A 14,764-nucleotide genomic window follows, 5' to 3' on the forward strand; every position below is an offset into this window, starting at 1 on the left:
TTCGCCGGTGTCCTCAGTTGATCGCGCAATCGTGTTTGCGGTAACATTGATGCGTCTCTATCCCTCACTCAGTGGAGCAAAGGTGATCATCACATGCGAAAACGACGAGCCAGTCTGCTCGCCGGGCTCATAGCCGCGGTCCTCGCGACCGCAGGCCTGGCGTTCTTCAACCCGGCGTCCGGCAACGCCGCCGTCACCCCGGGCACCTGGTACACCATCACCAGCGCGCACTCGGGGCTCGCGCTCGACATCCAGAACGCCTCTACCGAACCGGGCGCCATCCTCACCCAATGGAACCCGACCGGCGCCGAGAACCAGCAGTTCCGCTTCATCGACTCGGGCGGCGGCTACTACCGCATCCAGGCGCGCCACTCCGGCCAGGTCCTGGACGTGTGGGAATGGAACGCCGAGGACGGCGCCACCATCGCCCAGTACACCGACCTGGGCGGCACCAACCAGCAGTGGTCGGTGGAGGAGCACTCCGACGGCACGTACAGCTTCATCAACCGCTTCTCCGGCAAGGCCCTCGACCTGTGGGAGTGGTCCACCACCGCCGGCAGCAGGATCTCCCAGTACACCTNCTCCGCCGGCTCCGCCGCGCAGCAGTGGCGCCTCGCCCCCGTCGACGACGGCGGCGATCCGGATCCCGACCCCGCCGACTGCGACAGCCCGCCGAGCCAGCCGGGGAACCTGAGCGGCGACATCGGCACCCACGACCCGGCACTGTGGGCAGGATGCGCGGGCGAGCCGTGGTACGTCTTCGCCACCGGCGACGGCCGGTTCGGGGACGGCACCATCCCGATCCGCCGCTCGACGAACGGCGGGCAGAGCTGGCAGAGCCTCGGCACCATCTGGGACACCAAGCCCGCCTGGCTGACGCAGCAGATCCCGGGCGTCGACAACCTGTGGGCGCCGGAGATCCACTACGACGCTTCGCAGGGCAAGTACTACCTGTACTACTCGGCCTCGACGTTCGGCGAGCAGCGCTCGCTCATCGCACTGGCCACCAACACCACGCTCGACCCGTCCGACCCCGATTACGAGTGGGTCGACGAGGGCGCGGTGTTCCAGTCCTACGGAGGCGATCCCTACAACGCGATCGACCCGAACATCGTGGTCGACTCGGGCGGCACCCACTGGATGGTCTTCGGCTCCTGGTGGGAGGGCATCCACGTCGTCGAGCTCGACTGGCCGTCGGGCAAGGTCGCGGGCGGCGCCCAGCCGATCCGCCTGGCCTCCAAGGGCGGCGGCATCGAGGGGCCCTCGATGATGCGGCACGGCGACTACTACTACCTGTTCGTCTCGCTCGGCCGCTGCTGCGCGGGTGCCGACTCGACCTACCAGATCGCGGTCGGCCGCTCCAGCTCGCCGACCGGCCCGTTCGTGGACGCGAACGGCGTCGACATGCGAAACGGAGGCGGCACCGTCGTCCTCGGCGGGCACGGCGGTTTCGTGGCATCCGGCGGACAGTCGCTCCATAGGGGACTGATTGCGTACCACTCGTACGGCACGAACGGCGGATTCGAGCTCGGCATCGAGCAGATCGAGTGGAACTCGGCAGGGTGGCCAGTCCTCAACGGCAGTTGAGGACCAGAAGGCACGGTCTCGACGGCAGTTGAGGACCAAAAGGCAAGGTCTCGACGGCAGTTGAGGACCAGGAAGCCCAGCCTCAACGGCAGTTGAGAACCAAGAAGCCCAGCCCCGACCGCCGTTGAGGCCCGAGCAGTTCAGCCTCAACGGCGGTCGACGCCGCCCAGCCCTATCCCCCAGGGGCGCTCCGAAGCTGCCGGAGCGCCCCACCTCCATAACCCGGCAACAACTCCCTTTGGAGCCCATCATGTTCAAATCCCTGCCAAGACGCGGGCGCGCCTTGATGGCGCTGACCCTCACCACCGCCATGGCGGCCTTCGGCCTCGCCGTGGCCTCCCAGACCCCCGCGCAGGCCGCGGTCCCGACGAACCAGTGGTTCACCGTCACCAGCGCGCACTCGGGGCTCGCGCTCGACATCCAGGACGCCTCCGCCGAACCGGGCGCCATCCTCACCCAATGGAACCCGACCGGCGCCGAGAACCAGCAGTTCCGCTTCGTCGACGTCGGCGGCGGCTACTACAAGATCCAGGCCAGGCACTCGAACCTGGTGCTGGAGGTCTTCGAGTGGAACGCCGAGGACGGCGCCACCATCGCGCAGTGGACCGACCTGGGCGGCACCAACCAGCAGTGGTCGGTGGAGGAGCACTCCGACGGCACGTACAGCTTCATCAACCGCTTCTCCGGCAAGGCCCTCGACCTGTGGGAGTGGTCCACCACCGCCGGCAGCAGGATCTCCCAGTACACCTACAACGGCCTGGCCGTCCAGCGGTGGCGGCTCAGCGAGGTCGGCGCCGACCAGGGACTGAGCAACCCGATCCGGGAGAACGGGGCCGACCCGTGGCTGGAGTACTGGGACGGCCACTACTACATGTCGACGACCACATGGGACTCCACGGTGATCATGCGACGCGCGACCACCCTGGAGGGCCTCAAGACCGCGAGCGACACCGTCGTCTGGGACGACTCGGGCGTCTCGGACCGCTGTTGCAGCCACTGGGCCCCGGAGTTCCACCGCATCGACGGCACCTGGTACCTGATGTACACCTCGGGCTTCTCGCAGACCGATCTGGACGGACAGAAGCTGCGGGTGCTGCGCTCGACCGGGGACACCCCCATGGGTCCGTACGAGTTCATGGGCACGCCGATGCCGGAGCGGTGGAACATCGACGGCACCTACCTCGAACTGAACGGGCAGCTGTACCTGCTGTGGAGCGAGTGGGTCGGCGCGGACCAGTCGATCTGGATCTCCCGGATGTCGAACCCGTGGACGGTGACCGGCACGAAGACGGTGATCGCCAGGCCCTCGCACTCGTGGGAGACCGTGGGCTCCCGCGTGAACGAGGCCCCGGCCGTGCTCCAGCACGACGGGGACACCTTCGTCACCTTCTCAGCCTCCTCGTGCAACACGCCGGACTACAAGCTCGGCCTGCTGACCTACACCGGCGGCGATCCGCTCTCGGCCTCCTCGTGGTCGAAGCACGGCCAACCGGTGTTCCAGCAGGGCGGGGGCGTCTACGGCCCGGCCCACAACGGCTTCTTCACCTCGCCGGACGGCACCGAGCACTGGCTGGTGTACCACGGGAACACCTCGCCAGACCACGGCTGCGGCTCGACGCGGCAGACCAGGGTGCAGCCGTTCACGTTCAACTCGGACGGCACGCCGAACTTCGGCTCGCCCGTGCCCAGCGGCGTGACGCTCCCGCCGCCGTCGGGAGAGTGACCGCCGGATGAAACGCGCTCGGGCCGCGATCCCTTGGGATCGCGGCCCGTGTCGTGTCGGGCGAGGCCCGCGGCTCAGGCGTCGACCCGCTGCGGTTCCGGTTCGGAGTCGCGGAGGGTGTCCGGCGGCGGAGCGACGAACTTGTAGCCCACCTGCCGCACCGTGCCGATCATCGACTCGTACTCGCTGCCGAGCTTGGCGCGCAGCCGCCGCACGTGGACGTCGACGGTGCGGGTGCCCCCGAAGTAGTCGTACCCCCACACCTCGCGCAGCAGCTGCTCGCGCGTGAAGACCCGGCCGGGGTGCTGGGCGAGGAACCGCAGCAGCTCGAACTCCTTGTAGGTGAGGTCCAGCGGCTGCCCTTTGAGCTTCGCGGCATATGTGTCCGGGTCGACGGTGAGGTCCCCGGCGCGGATGACGGCCGGGCCGGCGGCCGTGGCGGCGGCCGGCTTGCCGGTCGCCAGGCGCAGCCGCGCCTCGACCTCGGCGGGGCCGGCGCCGGTGAGCAGGAAGTCGTCGACGCCCCAGTCGGCCTGGAGCGCCGCCAGGCCGGCCTCGGTGACGATGCCGAACAGCGGGACGGTGAGGCCGGTGGCCTGGAGGACCCGGCAGGTGGCGCGGGCGTCGGCCAGGTCGGCCCTGGCGTCGACCATCACCGCATCGGGGCTGGGCCCGCTCAGCAGCGCCCGGACGTCGCGTCCGGCGTAGCGCGCGCGATGCGGCAGCAGCTCGAGGGAGGGCAGGATCGACTCAGGGGACTCCGGCACGGGGTTGGAAGTGAGGATCAGTATTTCCACGGCAGTCCTCCGCTGTTTTTGAGCACATGCAGCCTACGCTTCCCGACGGCGGCGGCGGGCGGCTTTACAGACGGTAGGTGGAGTCTGGGATAAGTGTAAACGGTCACCTGCGATAACACCAGCTTCACCGCCGCGGCACCTCACTATGCGGGAGGCCCTCCGTGCGGGGCGCGCGACGCGCCGTTCACCTGATCGACATCTCCAGGTCCCCCGCGCGAAGGTGAACGGCTCCCGGAGGCGTTGCCGTAGGCTGTCCATCGTGTCGTACAGCCGACCCGACGAGACGTGGGGCTACGAGCCTCGCGAGGCCGCCAGAGCCCCTGACGACCCCGCTTGGGGCGGGCAGGAGCCGCCCGCCGAGCCGCCCGGCCGACCGCGCCGCCGCATCCCGCTCCTGCGCCGCTCGCCCCGCGGCGGGAAGGAGGCGCCCCCCGCGGCCGGGGAGGCCGAGCCCCACGAGCCGGGCGGGGACGAGCGAGGCGCCGAGGACGAGACGGCCGACGACCACACGATGCCGCCCGCCACCCCGCACCCGCTCCACCGGCTCCCGCCGCTGGCGGTCACGTTCGTCATCAGCGCCGGCATCATCCTCGGCGCGCAGCTGGAGCGCCCGGCCTACGCCGCCGGGATCGCGGTGCTCCAGATCGCGACGCTGGTCTGCGCGGTCTGGACGCGCCGCGTCGAGGGCGCCTGGGTGACCCTCGCGGCCGGCACCGCGCTCGCCCTCGCCGCCGACTGGGCCGCCGTCGCCTGGACGCCCGTCTCACTGCTCCCGATCACCGTGCTGCTGGCCGCGGCGTTCCAGGCCGCCGCCTTCGGGCAGCTGCTGCGCCGGAACCACTCGGGCGTCATCGAGAGCTTCGGCTTCACGATGATCCTGTGCATCGCCATGTGCGGCTACAGCTGCTATATCGCCCTGTCGCGCCTGGGCGCGGCCCCGCCCGCCATGTACTCGGCGGTCGTCGCCGCCGGCACCGCGATCCTCGCCGCCCGCGCCGTCGACCTCGTCATGCCCGACCCGCGCATCAACCGCCAGGTGACGCGCGGGGCCTTCGGCATCGTCATCGGCACCATGTGCGGCACCGCCTCGGCCGCCTACGCGGGGCTCGTCATCGAGGGGCCCGAGCCGCGCCAGGCCGCGATCGGCGGCCTGCTCGTCGCCCTCACCGCCGTCCTGGTGGACCTGGCCTGCGGTTACATGTCCGCCGCCCGCCGCATCGACGGCGAGGGCACCGCCCCGCAGCCGGTGATCAACATTGCCGGACCACTCCTCGCGTTCGCCCTCGCCGGACCGGTCGTGTATCTGTTGAGTGCCTACTACATCATCGACTGAGTGGAGACCCCGTGGGCAAGATCCTCCGCCGACTCCTCATCGCCCTGGTCATCATCGTCGCTCTTGTGGCCCTTGGGGACCGCGTGGCCAATGCGATGGCCGAGCGGCGCGTCGCCACCGAGGTCGCCGACACCGCCTCCGAGCACGGGGCCTACTCCGAGCGGCGCCCCGACGTCACCATCCACGGCTGGCCGTTCGTCACCCAGGCCTGGTCGGGCGACTTCGAGCAGATCGACATCGAGCTGCGCGAGGTCGGCGCCGAGGGCCTCGTCTTCCCCACGCTCGACATGGTCGCCCGTGACGTCGCCGCCGACTGGCGCGACATCGCCGCCGGGAACGCCGAGATCACCGCCTCCGAGGTCGACGTGTCCGGCACCGTCTCGATCGCCTCCCTCGAGGAGCTGCTGCGCGAACAGACCGGCTACGACCTGGTCGTCAACGAGGACGGGAGCGCCTCGGTCTCGACCGTCATCGACGCGCTCGGCATGGAGATCGAGGTCGTCGGCACCGGGGCGATCGAGATCGACCAGGACGAGCTGCGGTACGTGCCCGACACGATCGAGTCGCTCACCGGAGACCTCCCGCCTGAGGCGCAGTCCTACGTCGAGGAGATCAGGGAGCGGATGAGCACGGTCATCGAGCTGCCCGAGCTGCCGTGGGGCCTCCAGCTCACCGAGATCGCGATCGAGGGCGACACCGTGTCGATCTCCGGATCGGCCGCCGACGTCCCCCTCACCTGAGGGCACCGGCCTGTCGCCCACGGTCCGCATCGCGAGAAGAGGTGTGGTCACGGGCCGGGAAGTCTGCTAGCGTTCAGCCCATGCGCAAGCCGATGCTCACCAAACGGCGTGCGATCGACTTCTGCACGATCGCGAGCACGCTCTGTCGAATGCCCTAGGCGACTGCTCTTCAAGACAGTCGCCGCGATGCGGCCCGGCGTGCGCAATTCCAGAGCAAGGCTTCAATATCCCGAGTCCATGACCGATCCGGCCTGGCCGCCTCCTGCTCGATCCTCTCCGCGCTCCAGCGCAGGGCCTCCCTTGCGAACTCAGTGAAATCGACACCATTCATTTACTCATGTTCAGGAGAGAACGATCATGGCTCGTGAAGACGTGCTGGTAACCGCCGACTGGGCGGAAGAGAACCTCGACACGCCGGGCGTGGTGTTCGTCGAAGTCGACGAGGACACCTCCGCCTACGACTCCGGCCACATCAAGGGCGCGGTGAAGATCGACTGGAAGGAAGACCTCCAGGACCCGATCCGCCGCGACTTCGTCAACCAGGAGCAGTTCTCGCAGCTGCTCAGCGAGCGCGGCATCGCCAACGACGACACCGTCGTCCTCTACGGCGGCAACAACAACTGGTTCGCGGCCTACGCCTACTGGTACTTCAAGCTGTACGGCCACGAGAGCGTCAAGCTCCTCGACGGCGGCCGCAAGAAGTGGGAGCTCGACGCCCGCGAGGTGACCACCGAGGTCCCGCGGCGCGAGCGCACCGAGTACGTCGCCAAGCCGCAGGACGCCGCCATCCGCGCGCTGCGCGACGAGGTCACCGCCGCGATCGGCACCAAGAACCTCATCGACGTCCGCTCCCCCGACGAGTACGCCGGGCGCCTGCTCGCCCCGGCGCACCTGCCGCAGGAGCAGAGCCAGCGCGGCGGCCACGTCCCGACCGCGCTGAGCGTGCCGTGGAGCAAGGCGGCCAACGAGGACGGCACCTTCAAGTCCAACGAGGAGCTGCGCGAGATCTACGTCGGCGAGGCCGGCCTGGACGAGGACAAGGCCACGATCGCCTACTGCCGCATCGGCGAGCGCTCGAGCCACACCTGGTTCGCGCTGCGCGAGCTGCTCGGCTACACGGACGTGAAGAACTACGACGGCTCTTGGACCGAGTACGGCTCGCTCGTGGGCGTGCCGATCGCGCTCGGCGACGAGCCCGGCACCAAGTGACCCGGCGAGTCGGAGAGGGGAACACCATGACTGCGGAAGCCAACACCGCCCTGTCCGGCGCCGCCGGATGCGGCGCTCCCGCGCAGGACGCGGCGCTTCCGGCGTCGGTCGACCTGCAGAAGGAGACCGTGCTGACCGGCACGGTCGTCAACGGCGAGGGCGAGGTCGTGCAGGGCGCTTACGTGCGGCTGCTCGACGGCTCCGGCGAGTTCACCGCCGAGGTGGTGACCGGCGAGGGCGGCCAGTTCCGCTTCTTCGCCGCGCCGGGCAAGTGGACGCTGCGGGCGCTGTCGCGCTTCGGCGACGCCACCGGAGAGCTCGAGGCCGTCCAGGGCCTCAACGAGACCAAGCTGGCCGTGAGCCGGTAAGGACGGACAGGGACGATTCAGCTCGGACCCGGTCACACGGAGGGGCCCGGCCGCGTTCGCGGCCGGGCCCCTCCGCTTTGTCCGATCCGAGGTTCGGTGGCGGGCTCGGCGGCGTCGACCGCAGATCCCGGCGCGGGCGGCCCGCCTGCGATTCGCACCCGAGGCGTCCTTGACGCGCATATCGGCACAGCACTCGCCACCGTGGAAGTTCATGAACTTTGCAGTACAATATCGGCATGGACACCACGATCTTGCAGATCCGCGATGTCGACGCCGACGACGTCGCCGTGCTCCGCGCGCGCGCGGAGCGGGAGGGCATGTCGCTGTCGGCCTATCTGCGGGCGCTGATCCACGACGAGGCGGCGCAGCCCACCAACGCCGAAGTGGTCGCCCACATAGCCGCGCAAGAACCGGTCGAGCTCTCCGTCGAGGAGATCATCGGGTACATCGAGGAGGGGCGTCGGCAGTGACGGTCGTCGACGCATCGGTCGTCGTGCGGCTGCTTCTGGCGCGGACGGAAGACGCGAAGCTCCGCGAGCAGTTCGACAACCGGGCCCGGATCCTCCACGCGCCCAACCACCTCGATCTCGAAGTCATATCAGCGGTGGTGGGCATGCTCAAAGGTTCCAAACTCACCGAGGACCGTGCCCGAGAGATGGTCGCCTCGTATCGGCTGCTGCGGATCAAGCGCCACGACATCGCCTTCCTCGGAGGCCGGCTGGTCACCTTGCGGCACAATTTCACCGTGTACGACGCCGCCTACATCGCACTGGCAGAGCAGCTGCGGATGCCGCTGCTGACCTCGGACGCCAAGTTCGCGCGCGCTCCGGCGAACTGCCATTCGGCCGAAATCCAGACGTTCCCGGCGTGAAGGCGGAGGGGCCCGGCCGCGTTCGCGGCCGGGCCCCTCCGTCGTTCCTGGGGTTTGCGTGTCGGTCAGCTCAACATGAGCGAGCCGGCGCGGTTGTTCCAGCTGTTGGTGAGGTTCGCCGAGAGGTTCCGGCTGTCATCGATCCAGCGCGAGTAGTTCCCGTCCAGGTGCAGGTCGTCATAGAACCTGATCTCGCAACCGCCGTAGGTGATGACCGAGCTGATCCGGTTGTTCCAGTCCTTCCCGTCTTCGCTGTACTTCTCGTCGAGCTCTTTCATGAAGAACTCGTTCGGCGGGTTGTGCGAGTCGGTGCAGGAGGGGGAGAAGGAAGTGAGCGCGAGCGTGCCGGCGTCCCAGTTGTGGTCCACCCAGTCGAACACGACCGCCATCACGTATTCCTGCTGGGTTCCCACTGAGGTGGCGGCGAGCGCGTCGGCCTGGGTCTCGGCGCAGCGGTAGTCGCCGGTGTCGATGTTCAGGACGCAGTGTTCGGCGTCGAGGTCGGCCTCCGCCTGCGCGGCGGCCGGAGTGAGCGCGAGCATCCCCGCGGTGACCAGGAAGGCCAGCAGGGCGGCGAGCGCGGATCGTTTGCGGGTGTCGGTTCGGGTGAGTTCTTCTCTGGTGTTTCCCATGCCTTGAACCGTATGCGCGTCGGTGCATATGTCGGCGTGTCCACAGCGCACATGCGGCGTACACGGCCACGCGCCTCGAAGTGCGCCGTATGGATTTCATCACACGATGAATTCATGATCGTTTTTGCTCTGTCGGCAGTTTCCGCTGATAGAAAGCGCTATTTCGATACGTTGATCGAATCCGCCGCTCTCCGAGCACGCCCTCCACGAGGCGGGAGCGCACCTAAGCTGGAGGGAACACCCCCTGGCCGAAGGAGTCTCGGCATGGAATTCCGTGTACTCGGACCACTCGAAGTACGCATCGACGACACACCGGTGCACCTCGGCGGAAGACGCCAGCAGAGCGTGCTGGCGGCACTGCTGCTCAATGCGGACGCGCCGCTGCCGCGGCAGCGGCTCAGCGGCATGGTCTGGTCCGACCCGCCGCCGTCGGCACAGGCGAACCTGCGAACCTACCTGCACCGCTTGCATTCCGCGCTGACCGACCCGGTCAAGCGCGAATCACGACTCGTACTCGACCGCTGCGGCGTCACCCTCAGAGCCGACCCCAGTGAGATCGACCTCCAGGTGTTCGAGGACCTGTGCACCTGGGCCGCGGGGGCGCACCAGTCGGGCGACACGTCGGCGGCGGCCGAACTCTACAGCCGCGCACTGCGGTTGTGGCGCGGCGCGCCCTTGGAGGGCATCGACACCGACACCCCGCTGTACGCCGCCGCCGTCAAGCTCGCGGAGCGGCGGTTCGCGGCGCAGCTGCGGCGCTGGAGACTGCTCGTGGAGCTCGGCGCCTACGGCGAGGCCATCGGGGAGCTGCGGGCGGCGACCGTCGAGAACCCGTTCCGGGAGCAGATCACCGAGCTGCTCATGACGGCGCTCTACAAGGACCACCGGCGCTGGGAGGCGCTCCAGGTCTACTCGCGGACGCGCGAGCAGATGGTGGACTCGCTCGGTCTGGAGCCGGGGCCGGAGCTGCGGCGCGCGCACCGGCGCATCCTCGAGGACGACGTCCCCGTCTGACCGCCGAAGGGCGGGGCCGCGTCGCGGCCCCGCCCTTCGGCGGTCTCCCTGTCACGGGGTGCTCTTGTAGCGCTTGGCCTTCTCGGCGGGGTCGTAGCCTCCCGCCGGGTTGCGCAGCGTGACGTTGATGCGGTTCCAGGCGTTGATCTGCGCGAGGGCCGCCACGAGCGCGGCGGCCTGCTCGTCGTCGTAGTGCTTCTGGACCTCGGCCCACACCTCGTCGGAGACGCCGCCGGGCTCGTCCGCGAGCCGGCAGGCCTCCTCGGTCAGCGCGAGCGCCGCCCGCTCGGGCTCGGTGAAGTACGGGGCCTCCCTCCAGGCGGCGACGAGCGCGAGCCGCTCGGACGTCTCGCCCGCGTAGGCGGCGTCCTTGACATGCATGTCCACGCAGTGGCCGCAGCCGTTGATCTGGCTGGCGCGGATCTTCATCAGCTCCATCGTGGCGACCGGCGCCGGGCCGTGGTGCAGCACGGCCTCGTTGGCGAGCATGTTCTTGTAGAACTGCTTGCCGATCTGGGTCTCGCGGAACTTCAGACGGGCTTCCATTGCCGACTCCTCATGTTCGTCGGCGGCGGGGCTCTGCCCCGCCGCCGATGGCGGTGGTGTTCGCTATCCCCACTGGCCGGGGGTGTAGTTCCCGGCCGGGTTCTGGAGGATGACGTTGAAACGGTTCCAGGCGTTGGTCATCGCGATCTGCCCGATCAGGACCGCGGCCTGGTTCTCGTCGTAGTGCTTGCGGACCTCGGCCCACACCTCGTCGGAGACGCCGGTGTCGCCGTCGGCGATCCGGGTGGCCTCCTCGGCCAGCAGGAGCGCGGCGCGCTCGGGCTCGGTGAAGTACGGGGCCTCCCTCCAGGCGGCGACCATGGCGATCCGCTCGGCCTGCTCGCCGGCATGGGCCATGTCCTTGGTGTGCATGTCGGTGCAGAAGCTGCATCCGTTGATCTGGCTGGCGCGCAGGTTGACCAGCTCCAGCGTGGACCTCGGCACGAGGTCCTGCGACTGCATCGGCTTGCCGGCGGCGGCAAGGGCCTTCCAGATCTTGGGGAGGGTCTCGACCTCGGCGGGGTTGAGTCGGATGGTCATGGTGTCTCCTTCTTCCTGTGGTGGTGTCACTGCCCGGCCGCGTCGATGGAGCGCAGGCCGTTGAACTTGTTCGGGTTGCGGACGTAGTCGACGGTGGTGACGCGGCCGCCCCTGATCCCGAGGGCGATGACGCCCTGGAAATCGTTGCCCTTGAAGACCAGGAGGCCGGGGTTGCCGCTGACGACCGTGGGCCGCATGGTGGAGCCGGAGCCGACGCCCGCGAGGAACCGGGCGATCTTCTCGCCGGTGTGGATCGGCTCCCGCGCGGCGCGGACGACGCCGCCGCCGTCGGAGACGAGCACCGCGTCGGGGTCGAGCACCCGCAGCAGCGCCTCGAAGTCGCCGGAGCCGGCGGCCGCGGCGAAGGCCTCGACGACCTCGCGGTGGTCGCCGGGGTCTACGTCGTAGCGGGGCCGGCGGTCCCGGACGTGCTCGCGGGCCCGGCTGGCGAGCTTGCGGCAGGCCGCCGGGTTGCGGCCGAGGGCCTGGCCGATCTCGGTGAACTCGAGACCGAAGACGTCGTGGAGGACGAACGCGGCGCGTTCGGCCGGGCTGAGGGTCTCCAGGACCACCAGCATCGCCCACGACATCGAGTCGGCGAGGGTGACCGTGTCGGCCGGGTCCGGCGCGGTCTCGATCGGCTCGGGCAGCCAGGGCCCGACGTAGGCCTCGCGGCGGACGCGGGCCGAGCGCAGGACGTCGAGGGCGATCCGGGAGGTGGTGGTGACCAGCCAGCCGGTGAGGTCCTCGATCGCGTCGAGGTCGGCCCGCTGGAGGCGGATCCAGGCGTCCTGGACCGCGTCCTCGGCCTCGGCGAGGGTGCCGAGGAGACCGTAGGCGACGCCGACCAGTCGGGGCCTGAGCTCTTCGAACACCTCTGCCGGCTCGGCGGCTCGGTGCGCGTTCGGTTCGTTCATGGCAGGAGGACGAGACACGGTCGTCAAGTGTGACACCACCGGGCCGGTTGTGAGCGGGCTCTCACAAAACGATGAGGCAGACTGTGTCTCGTGTTCTCGAACGTGCCCCCCGCCTGGCGCACTCGCCTGCGCTTCGCCGTGGCGGCGTGGGCGGCGCTGCTGGTCGCGGCCGTGTTCATCGCCTCGGGCGCGTCCGTGCGCGAGCAGGTGGACGCCGCCGAGGCCCGCGGGGACCTGGACGCCCTCATCGGGGAGGCGGCCGCGGCGCTGACGGGCTCGTCAGCGCTGGCGGTGGGGCCGCTGGAGGTGAGCGAGTGCACCGTGACGGCGGTGCGGCCGGGGCTGTCGCTGTCGCGCACGCTCCAGATCTCGCAGGCCTCCGTGTGGAACCTGGAGACGCTCGTCGAGCGCTTCGAGCTGCGAGGCGAGCCGGAGTCGCCGGTGTGGAACGCGACCACGGCCGACTACATCGGCCTGCGGCTGACCGAGCCGGAGACCGGGCCGGTGGGCGGGAAGTACGAGGAGCCGCTCGAGTTCCGCGCGATGACCGGCTGCCGCCCGGTGGACGAGGCGGTGGGGTCCCTCGCACCGCCGTCCCCGGTCGTGCCCGAGCCGGGCTGGCGGTACGGGGCGGTGGACTGCCCGGGAGGCGGCCGGCTGGAGAGCTGGACCGAGCCGGTCGACGCCGCGCCGTTCGCGGTGCGCTCGACCACCGACGAGTGCGCCTGACTACTTGTCGATGTCGCCGACGACGAAGAACATCGAGCCGAGGACGGCGATCATGTCGGGGATGAGGCACCCGGTCATGAGCGTCGTCAGCGCCTGCACGTTCGAGTACGAGGCCGAGCGGAGCTTCAGGCGGTACGGCGTCTTGTCGCCGGTGCTCACCAGGTAGTAGCCGTTGGCCCCCAGCGGGTTCTCGGTCCAGACGTAGGTCTCCCCGGCCGGCGGCTTGAAGATCTTGGGGAGCTTGACGTTCACCGGCCCCTCCAGGGCCGCGGCCCTGTCGAGGCAGGCGCGGGCGAGGTCGATCGAGACCTGCACCTGGTCGAGCAGGATCATGAAGCGGGCGTAGCAGTCGCCCTCCTCGCGCAGCACGATCGGCACGTCGAGCTCGCCGTAGGCGAGGTAGGGCTCGTCGCGGCGCAGGTCGAAGTCCAGGCCGGAGCCGCGGGCGACCGGCCCGGAGACCCCGTAGGCCGCCGCGGTGGCCGCGTCGAGGACGCCGACGCCCCTGGTGCGGGCCGCGAAGATCTCGTTGTGGCGCAGGAGCTTGTCGAGGCGCACCATGCCGTGCTCGACCTCGTCGAGCGCGGTCCTGGCGCGGTCCTCCCACCCGGGCGGCACATCGGCCTTGAGGCCGCCGACGCAGTTGTACATGTAGTGGATGCGCCCGCCGCTGGCCTCCTCGAACACGGCCTGGAGGCGTTCGCGTTCGGTGAAGGCGTAGAACATCGGCGTGATCGCGCCGATCTCCAGCGGATACGAGCCGAGGAACATCAGGTGGTTGAGCACCCGGTTCATCTCGGCGAGGGCGGTGCGCAGCCACACGGCGCGCTCGGGGACCTCGAGTCCGGCCAGGCGCTCGGCGGCGAGGGCCACACCGAGCTCGGAGGAGAAGGCCGACAGCCAGTCGTGCCGGTTGGCCAGCAGCAGGATCTGGCGGTAGTCGCGCACCTCATAGAGCTTCTCGGCACCGCGGTGCATGTAACCGACGATAGGCTCGCATTCGGTGACGCGCTCGCCGTCGAGCCGCAGCCGCAGGCGCAGGACGCCGTGGGTCGAGGGATGCTGTGGGCCGATGTTGAGCACCATGTCGGTGGTCTCGGTGCCGGCCCCGACGCCGACGACGACTTCCTCGCTCGCGCTCATGGGCACCATCGTCGCAGCTTCGACCGGCGTAGGGAAGCCCTTGGGCGGGTATTGCGTTCACCTGGCATCCTTGACACTGCAGCCGACTACGAGAGGTGTGGCGAGATGGACCGCGATCAGATGCGAGCGTCGGAGTCCGACCGGCAGCTGGTGATGGATCAACTGCGCCAGGCCGTCGAGGACGGGCGGCTGGACGTCGCCGAGTACCAGGACCGGGTCGACGCCGCGATGAATGCGAAGGTCTACTCCGAGCTCGACGTGCTCTTGGCGGACCTCCAGCGGCTGGCTCCCCCCGGCTACCAGGACACGCAGGTGATGCATCCCACGACGCCCATCCAGCCGAGCCTGTCCAAGGCGAACGAGCGGCTGCGCGAGGACATGCAGGCCCGCGGGCGCCGGTGGAAGACGGCGGGCGTGGTCGCGCTCATCGCCGCGGCGATCTCGGTGGTCCTGATCGTGATCTTCCCCGAGCTGCTGCTGTACATCGCGATCACGGTGCTGGTGGTCTTGGTCCTGTTCGTGCTGGCGGGTGTCCTCGGGCTGTTCTGAGGTACCGCGACGCTGAGCCCCGCGGGATCGCCGCGGGGCTTCGTTCTGCCCGAAGTCATTGTGCCA

The 14,764-nt window shown here is 69.5% G+C and carries 17 protein-coding genes; 11 read left to right on the plus strand and 6 right to left on the minus strand.

What is annotated here, in order from left to right; all coding sequences use genetic code 11:
- Window positions 1–93: 93 nt before the first annotated feature.
- Entirely contained in the window at window positions 94–1,587 is a 1,494-nt protein-coding gene (locus tag YWW_RS0100455) for a family 43 glycosylhydrolase (RefSeq protein WP_051325210.1), read from the plus strand.
- Between the two features lie 250 nt (window positions 1,588–1,837).
- A complete protein-coding gene (locus YWW_RS0100460; protein ID WP_081687082.1) occupies window positions 1,838–3,310 on the plus strand; it encodes a family 43 glycosylhydrolase in 1,473 nt (490 codons plus the stop codon).
- A gap of 74 nt (window positions 3,311–3,384) precedes the next feature.
- Here the strand turns inward: YWW_RS0100460 and YWW_RS0100465 are convergent, their stop codons facing one another.
- Window positions 3,385–4,107 (minus strand): winged helix-turn-helix domain-containing protein, encoded by a 723-nt coding sequence (locus YWW_RS0100465; protein WP_026928544.1) that lies wholly within the window; start codon window positions 4,105–4,107, stop codon window positions 3,385–3,387.
- A gap of 259 nt (window positions 4,108–4,366) precedes the next feature.
- Between YWW_RS0100465 and YWW_RS0100470 the strand changes: the two genes are divergently transcribed.
- The 6 genes from YWW_RS0100470 (at window position 4,367) to YWW_RS0100495 (ending at window position 8,628) form a co-directional block, all read left to right on the plus strand.
- Window positions 4,367–5,440, plus strand: coding sequence for a hypothetical protein (locus YWW_RS0100470; protein ID WP_026928545.1), 1,074 nt, complete (start codon window positions 4,367–4,369; stop codon window positions 5,438–5,440).
- 11 nt (window positions 5,441–5,451) lie between these two features.
- A complete protein-coding gene (locus YWW_RS0100475; RefSeq protein ID WP_026928546.1) occupies window positions 5,452–6,180 on the plus strand; it encodes an LmeA family phospholipid-binding protein in 729 nt (242 codons plus the stop codon).
- 357 nt (window positions 6,181–6,537) lie between these two features.
- Window positions 6,538–7,389: a sulfurtransferase gene (locus YWW_RS0100480; RefSeq protein WP_026928547.1), complete on the plus strand. Its 852-nt coding sequence runs from the start codon at window positions 6,538–6,540 to the stop codon at window positions 7,387–7,389.
- A gap of 26 nt (window positions 7,390–7,415) precedes the next feature.
- Window positions 7,416–7,757 (plus strand): DUF1416 domain-containing protein, encoded by a 342-nt coding sequence (locus YWW_RS0100485; RefSeq protein WP_026928548.1) that lies wholly within the window; start codon window positions 7,416–7,418, stop codon window positions 7,755–7,757.
- 236 nt (window positions 7,758–7,993) lie between these two features.
- A complete protein-coding gene (locus YWW_RS0100490) occupies window positions 7,994–8,227 on the plus strand; it encodes a hypothetical protein (protein WP_035698176.1) in 234 nt (77 codons plus the stop codon).
- On the plus strand, window positions 8,224–8,628 hold the full coding sequence (locus tag YWW_RS0100495) for a type II toxin-antitoxin system VapC family toxin (RefSeq protein WP_026928550.1): 405 nt from the start codon (window positions 8,224–8,226) through the stop codon (window positions 8,626–8,628). Before YWW_RS0100490 ends, YWW_RS0100495 begins: the two co-directional genes overlap by 4 nt.
- A 65-nt stretch (window positions 8,629–8,693) precedes the next feature.
- Here the strand turns inward: YWW_RS0100495 and YWW_RS0100500 are convergent, their stop codons facing one another.
- The gene (locus tag YWW_RS0100500) at window positions 8,694–9,260 is read right to left on the minus strand and encodes a hypothetical protein (protein WP_026928551.1); all 567 of its coding nucleotides are present in this window, start codon (window positions 9,258–9,260) and stop codon (window positions 8,694–8,696) included.
- Window positions 9,261–9,524: 264 nt separating this feature from the next.
- On the opposite strand from YWW_RS0100500, the gene YWW_RS0100505 reads away from it, so the two are divergent.
- Entirely contained in the window at window positions 9,525–10,274 is a 750-nt protein-coding gene (locus YWW_RS0100505) for an AfsR/SARP family transcriptional regulator (protein WP_026928552.1), read from the plus strand.
- 51 nt (window positions 10,275–10,325) lie between these two features.
- Here the strand turns inward: YWW_RS0100505 and YWW_RS0100510 are convergent, their stop codons facing one another.
- The 3 genes from YWW_RS0100510 to sigJ form a co-directional block, all read right to left on the minus strand.
- Window positions 10,326–10,763, minus strand: coding sequence for a carboxymuconolactone decarboxylase family protein (locus tag YWW_RS0100510; RefSeq protein ID WP_342673561.1), 438 nt, complete (start codon window positions 10,761–10,763; stop codon window positions 10,326–10,328).
- A gap of 120 nt (window positions 10,764–10,883) precedes the next feature.
- Window positions 10,884–11,360 carry a carboxymuconolactone decarboxylase family protein gene (locus YWW_RS0100515; RefSeq protein WP_026928554.1) on the minus strand — a complete coding sequence of 159 codons (477 nt, stop codon included), beginning with the start codon at window positions 11,358–11,360 and terminating at the stop codon, window positions 10,884–10,886.
- Window positions 11,361–11,386: 26 nt separating this feature from the next.
- The gene (gene sigJ, locus YWW_RS0100520) at window positions 11,387–12,277 is read right to left on the minus strand and encodes an RNA polymerase sigma factor SigJ (protein ID WP_051325211.1); all 891 of its coding nucleotides are present in this window, start codon (window positions 12,275–12,277) and stop codon (window positions 11,387–11,389) included.
- Between the two features lie 90 nt (window positions 12,278–12,367).
- Between sigJ and YWW_RS0100525 the strand changes: the two genes are divergently transcribed.
- Window positions 12,368–13,006, plus strand: a complete 639-nt coding sequence (locus YWW_RS0100525; RefSeq protein ID WP_026928556.1) for a hypothetical protein — start codon at window positions 12,368–12,370, stop codon at window positions 13,004–13,006.
- Here YWW_RS0100525 and YWW_RS0100530 read toward each other — a convergent pair whose 3' ends face one another.
- Complete coding sequence (locus tag YWW_RS0100530) at window positions 13,007–14,149, minus strand: NADH-quinone oxidoreductase subunit D (protein WP_155829758.1); 1,143 nt, start codon at window positions 14,147–14,149, stop codon at window positions 13,007–13,009. It lies immediately after the preceding gene.
- A 105-nt stretch (window positions 14,150–14,254) separates the two neighbouring features.
- Here YWW_RS0100530 and YWW_RS0100535 point away from each other — a divergent pair, with 105 nt between their 5' ends.
- Window positions 14,255–14,698, plus strand: coding sequence for a DUF1707 SHOCT-like domain-containing protein (locus YWW_RS0100535; RefSeq protein WP_026928558.1), 444 nt, complete (start codon window positions 14,255–14,257; stop codon window positions 14,696–14,698).
- Window positions 14,699–14,764 lie beyond the last annotated feature (66 nt).

The organism is Glycomyces tenuis DSM 44171 (genome assembly GCF_000427885.1).
Taxonomy (GTDB): Bacteria; Actinomycetota; Actinomycetes; order Mycobacteriales; family Micromonosporaceae; genus Glycomyces; species Glycomyces tenuis.

Excerpts from the sequence above, each read along its gene's own strand:
- YWW_RS0100500 (WP_026928551.1), bottom strand. The coding sequence starts at position 9,260 with ATGGGAAACACCAGAGAAGAACTCACCCGAACCGACACCCGCAAACGA.
- YWW_RS0100485 (WP_026928548.1), top strand. The coding sequence starts at position 7,416 with ATGACTGCGGAAGCCAACACCGCCCTGTCCGGCGCCGCCGGATGCGGC.
- YWW_RS0100510 (WP_342673561.1), bottom strand. The coding sequence starts at position 10,763 with ATGCTCGCCAACGAGGCCGTGCTGCACCACGGCCCGGCGCCGGTCGCC.
- YWW_RS0100480 (WP_026928547.1), top strand. The coding sequence starts at position 6,538 with ATGGCTCGTGAAGACGTGCTGGTAACCGCCGACTGGGCGGAAGAGAAC.
- sigJ (WP_051325211.1), bottom strand. The coding sequence starts at position 12,277 with ATGAACGAACCGAACGCGCACCGAGCCGCCGAGCCGGCAGAGGTGTTC.
- YWW_RS0100490 (WP_035698176.1), top strand. The coding sequence starts at position 7,994 with ATGGACACCACGATCTTGCAGATCCGCGATGTCGACGCCGACGACGTC.
- YWW_RS0100460 (WP_081687082.1), top strand. The coding sequence starts at position 1,838 with ATGTTCAAATCCCTGCCAAGACGCGGGCGCGCCTTGATGGCGCTGACC.
- YWW_RS0100530 (WP_155829758.1), bottom strand. The coding sequence starts at position 14,149 with ATGAGCGCGAGCGAGGAAGTCGTCGTCGGCGTCGGGGCCGGCACCGAG.
- YWW_RS0100535 (WP_026928558.1), top strand. The coding sequence starts at position 14,255 with ATGGACCGCGATCAGATGCGAGCGTCGGAGTCCGACCGGCAGCTGGTG.
- YWW_RS0100515 (WP_026928554.1), bottom strand. The coding sequence starts at position 11,360 with ATGACCATCCGACTCAACCCCGCCGAGGTCGAGACCCTCCCCAAGATC.
- YWW_RS0100505 (WP_026928552.1), top strand. The coding sequence starts at position 9,525 with ATGGAATTCCGTGTACTCGGACCACTCGAAGTACGCATCGACGACACA.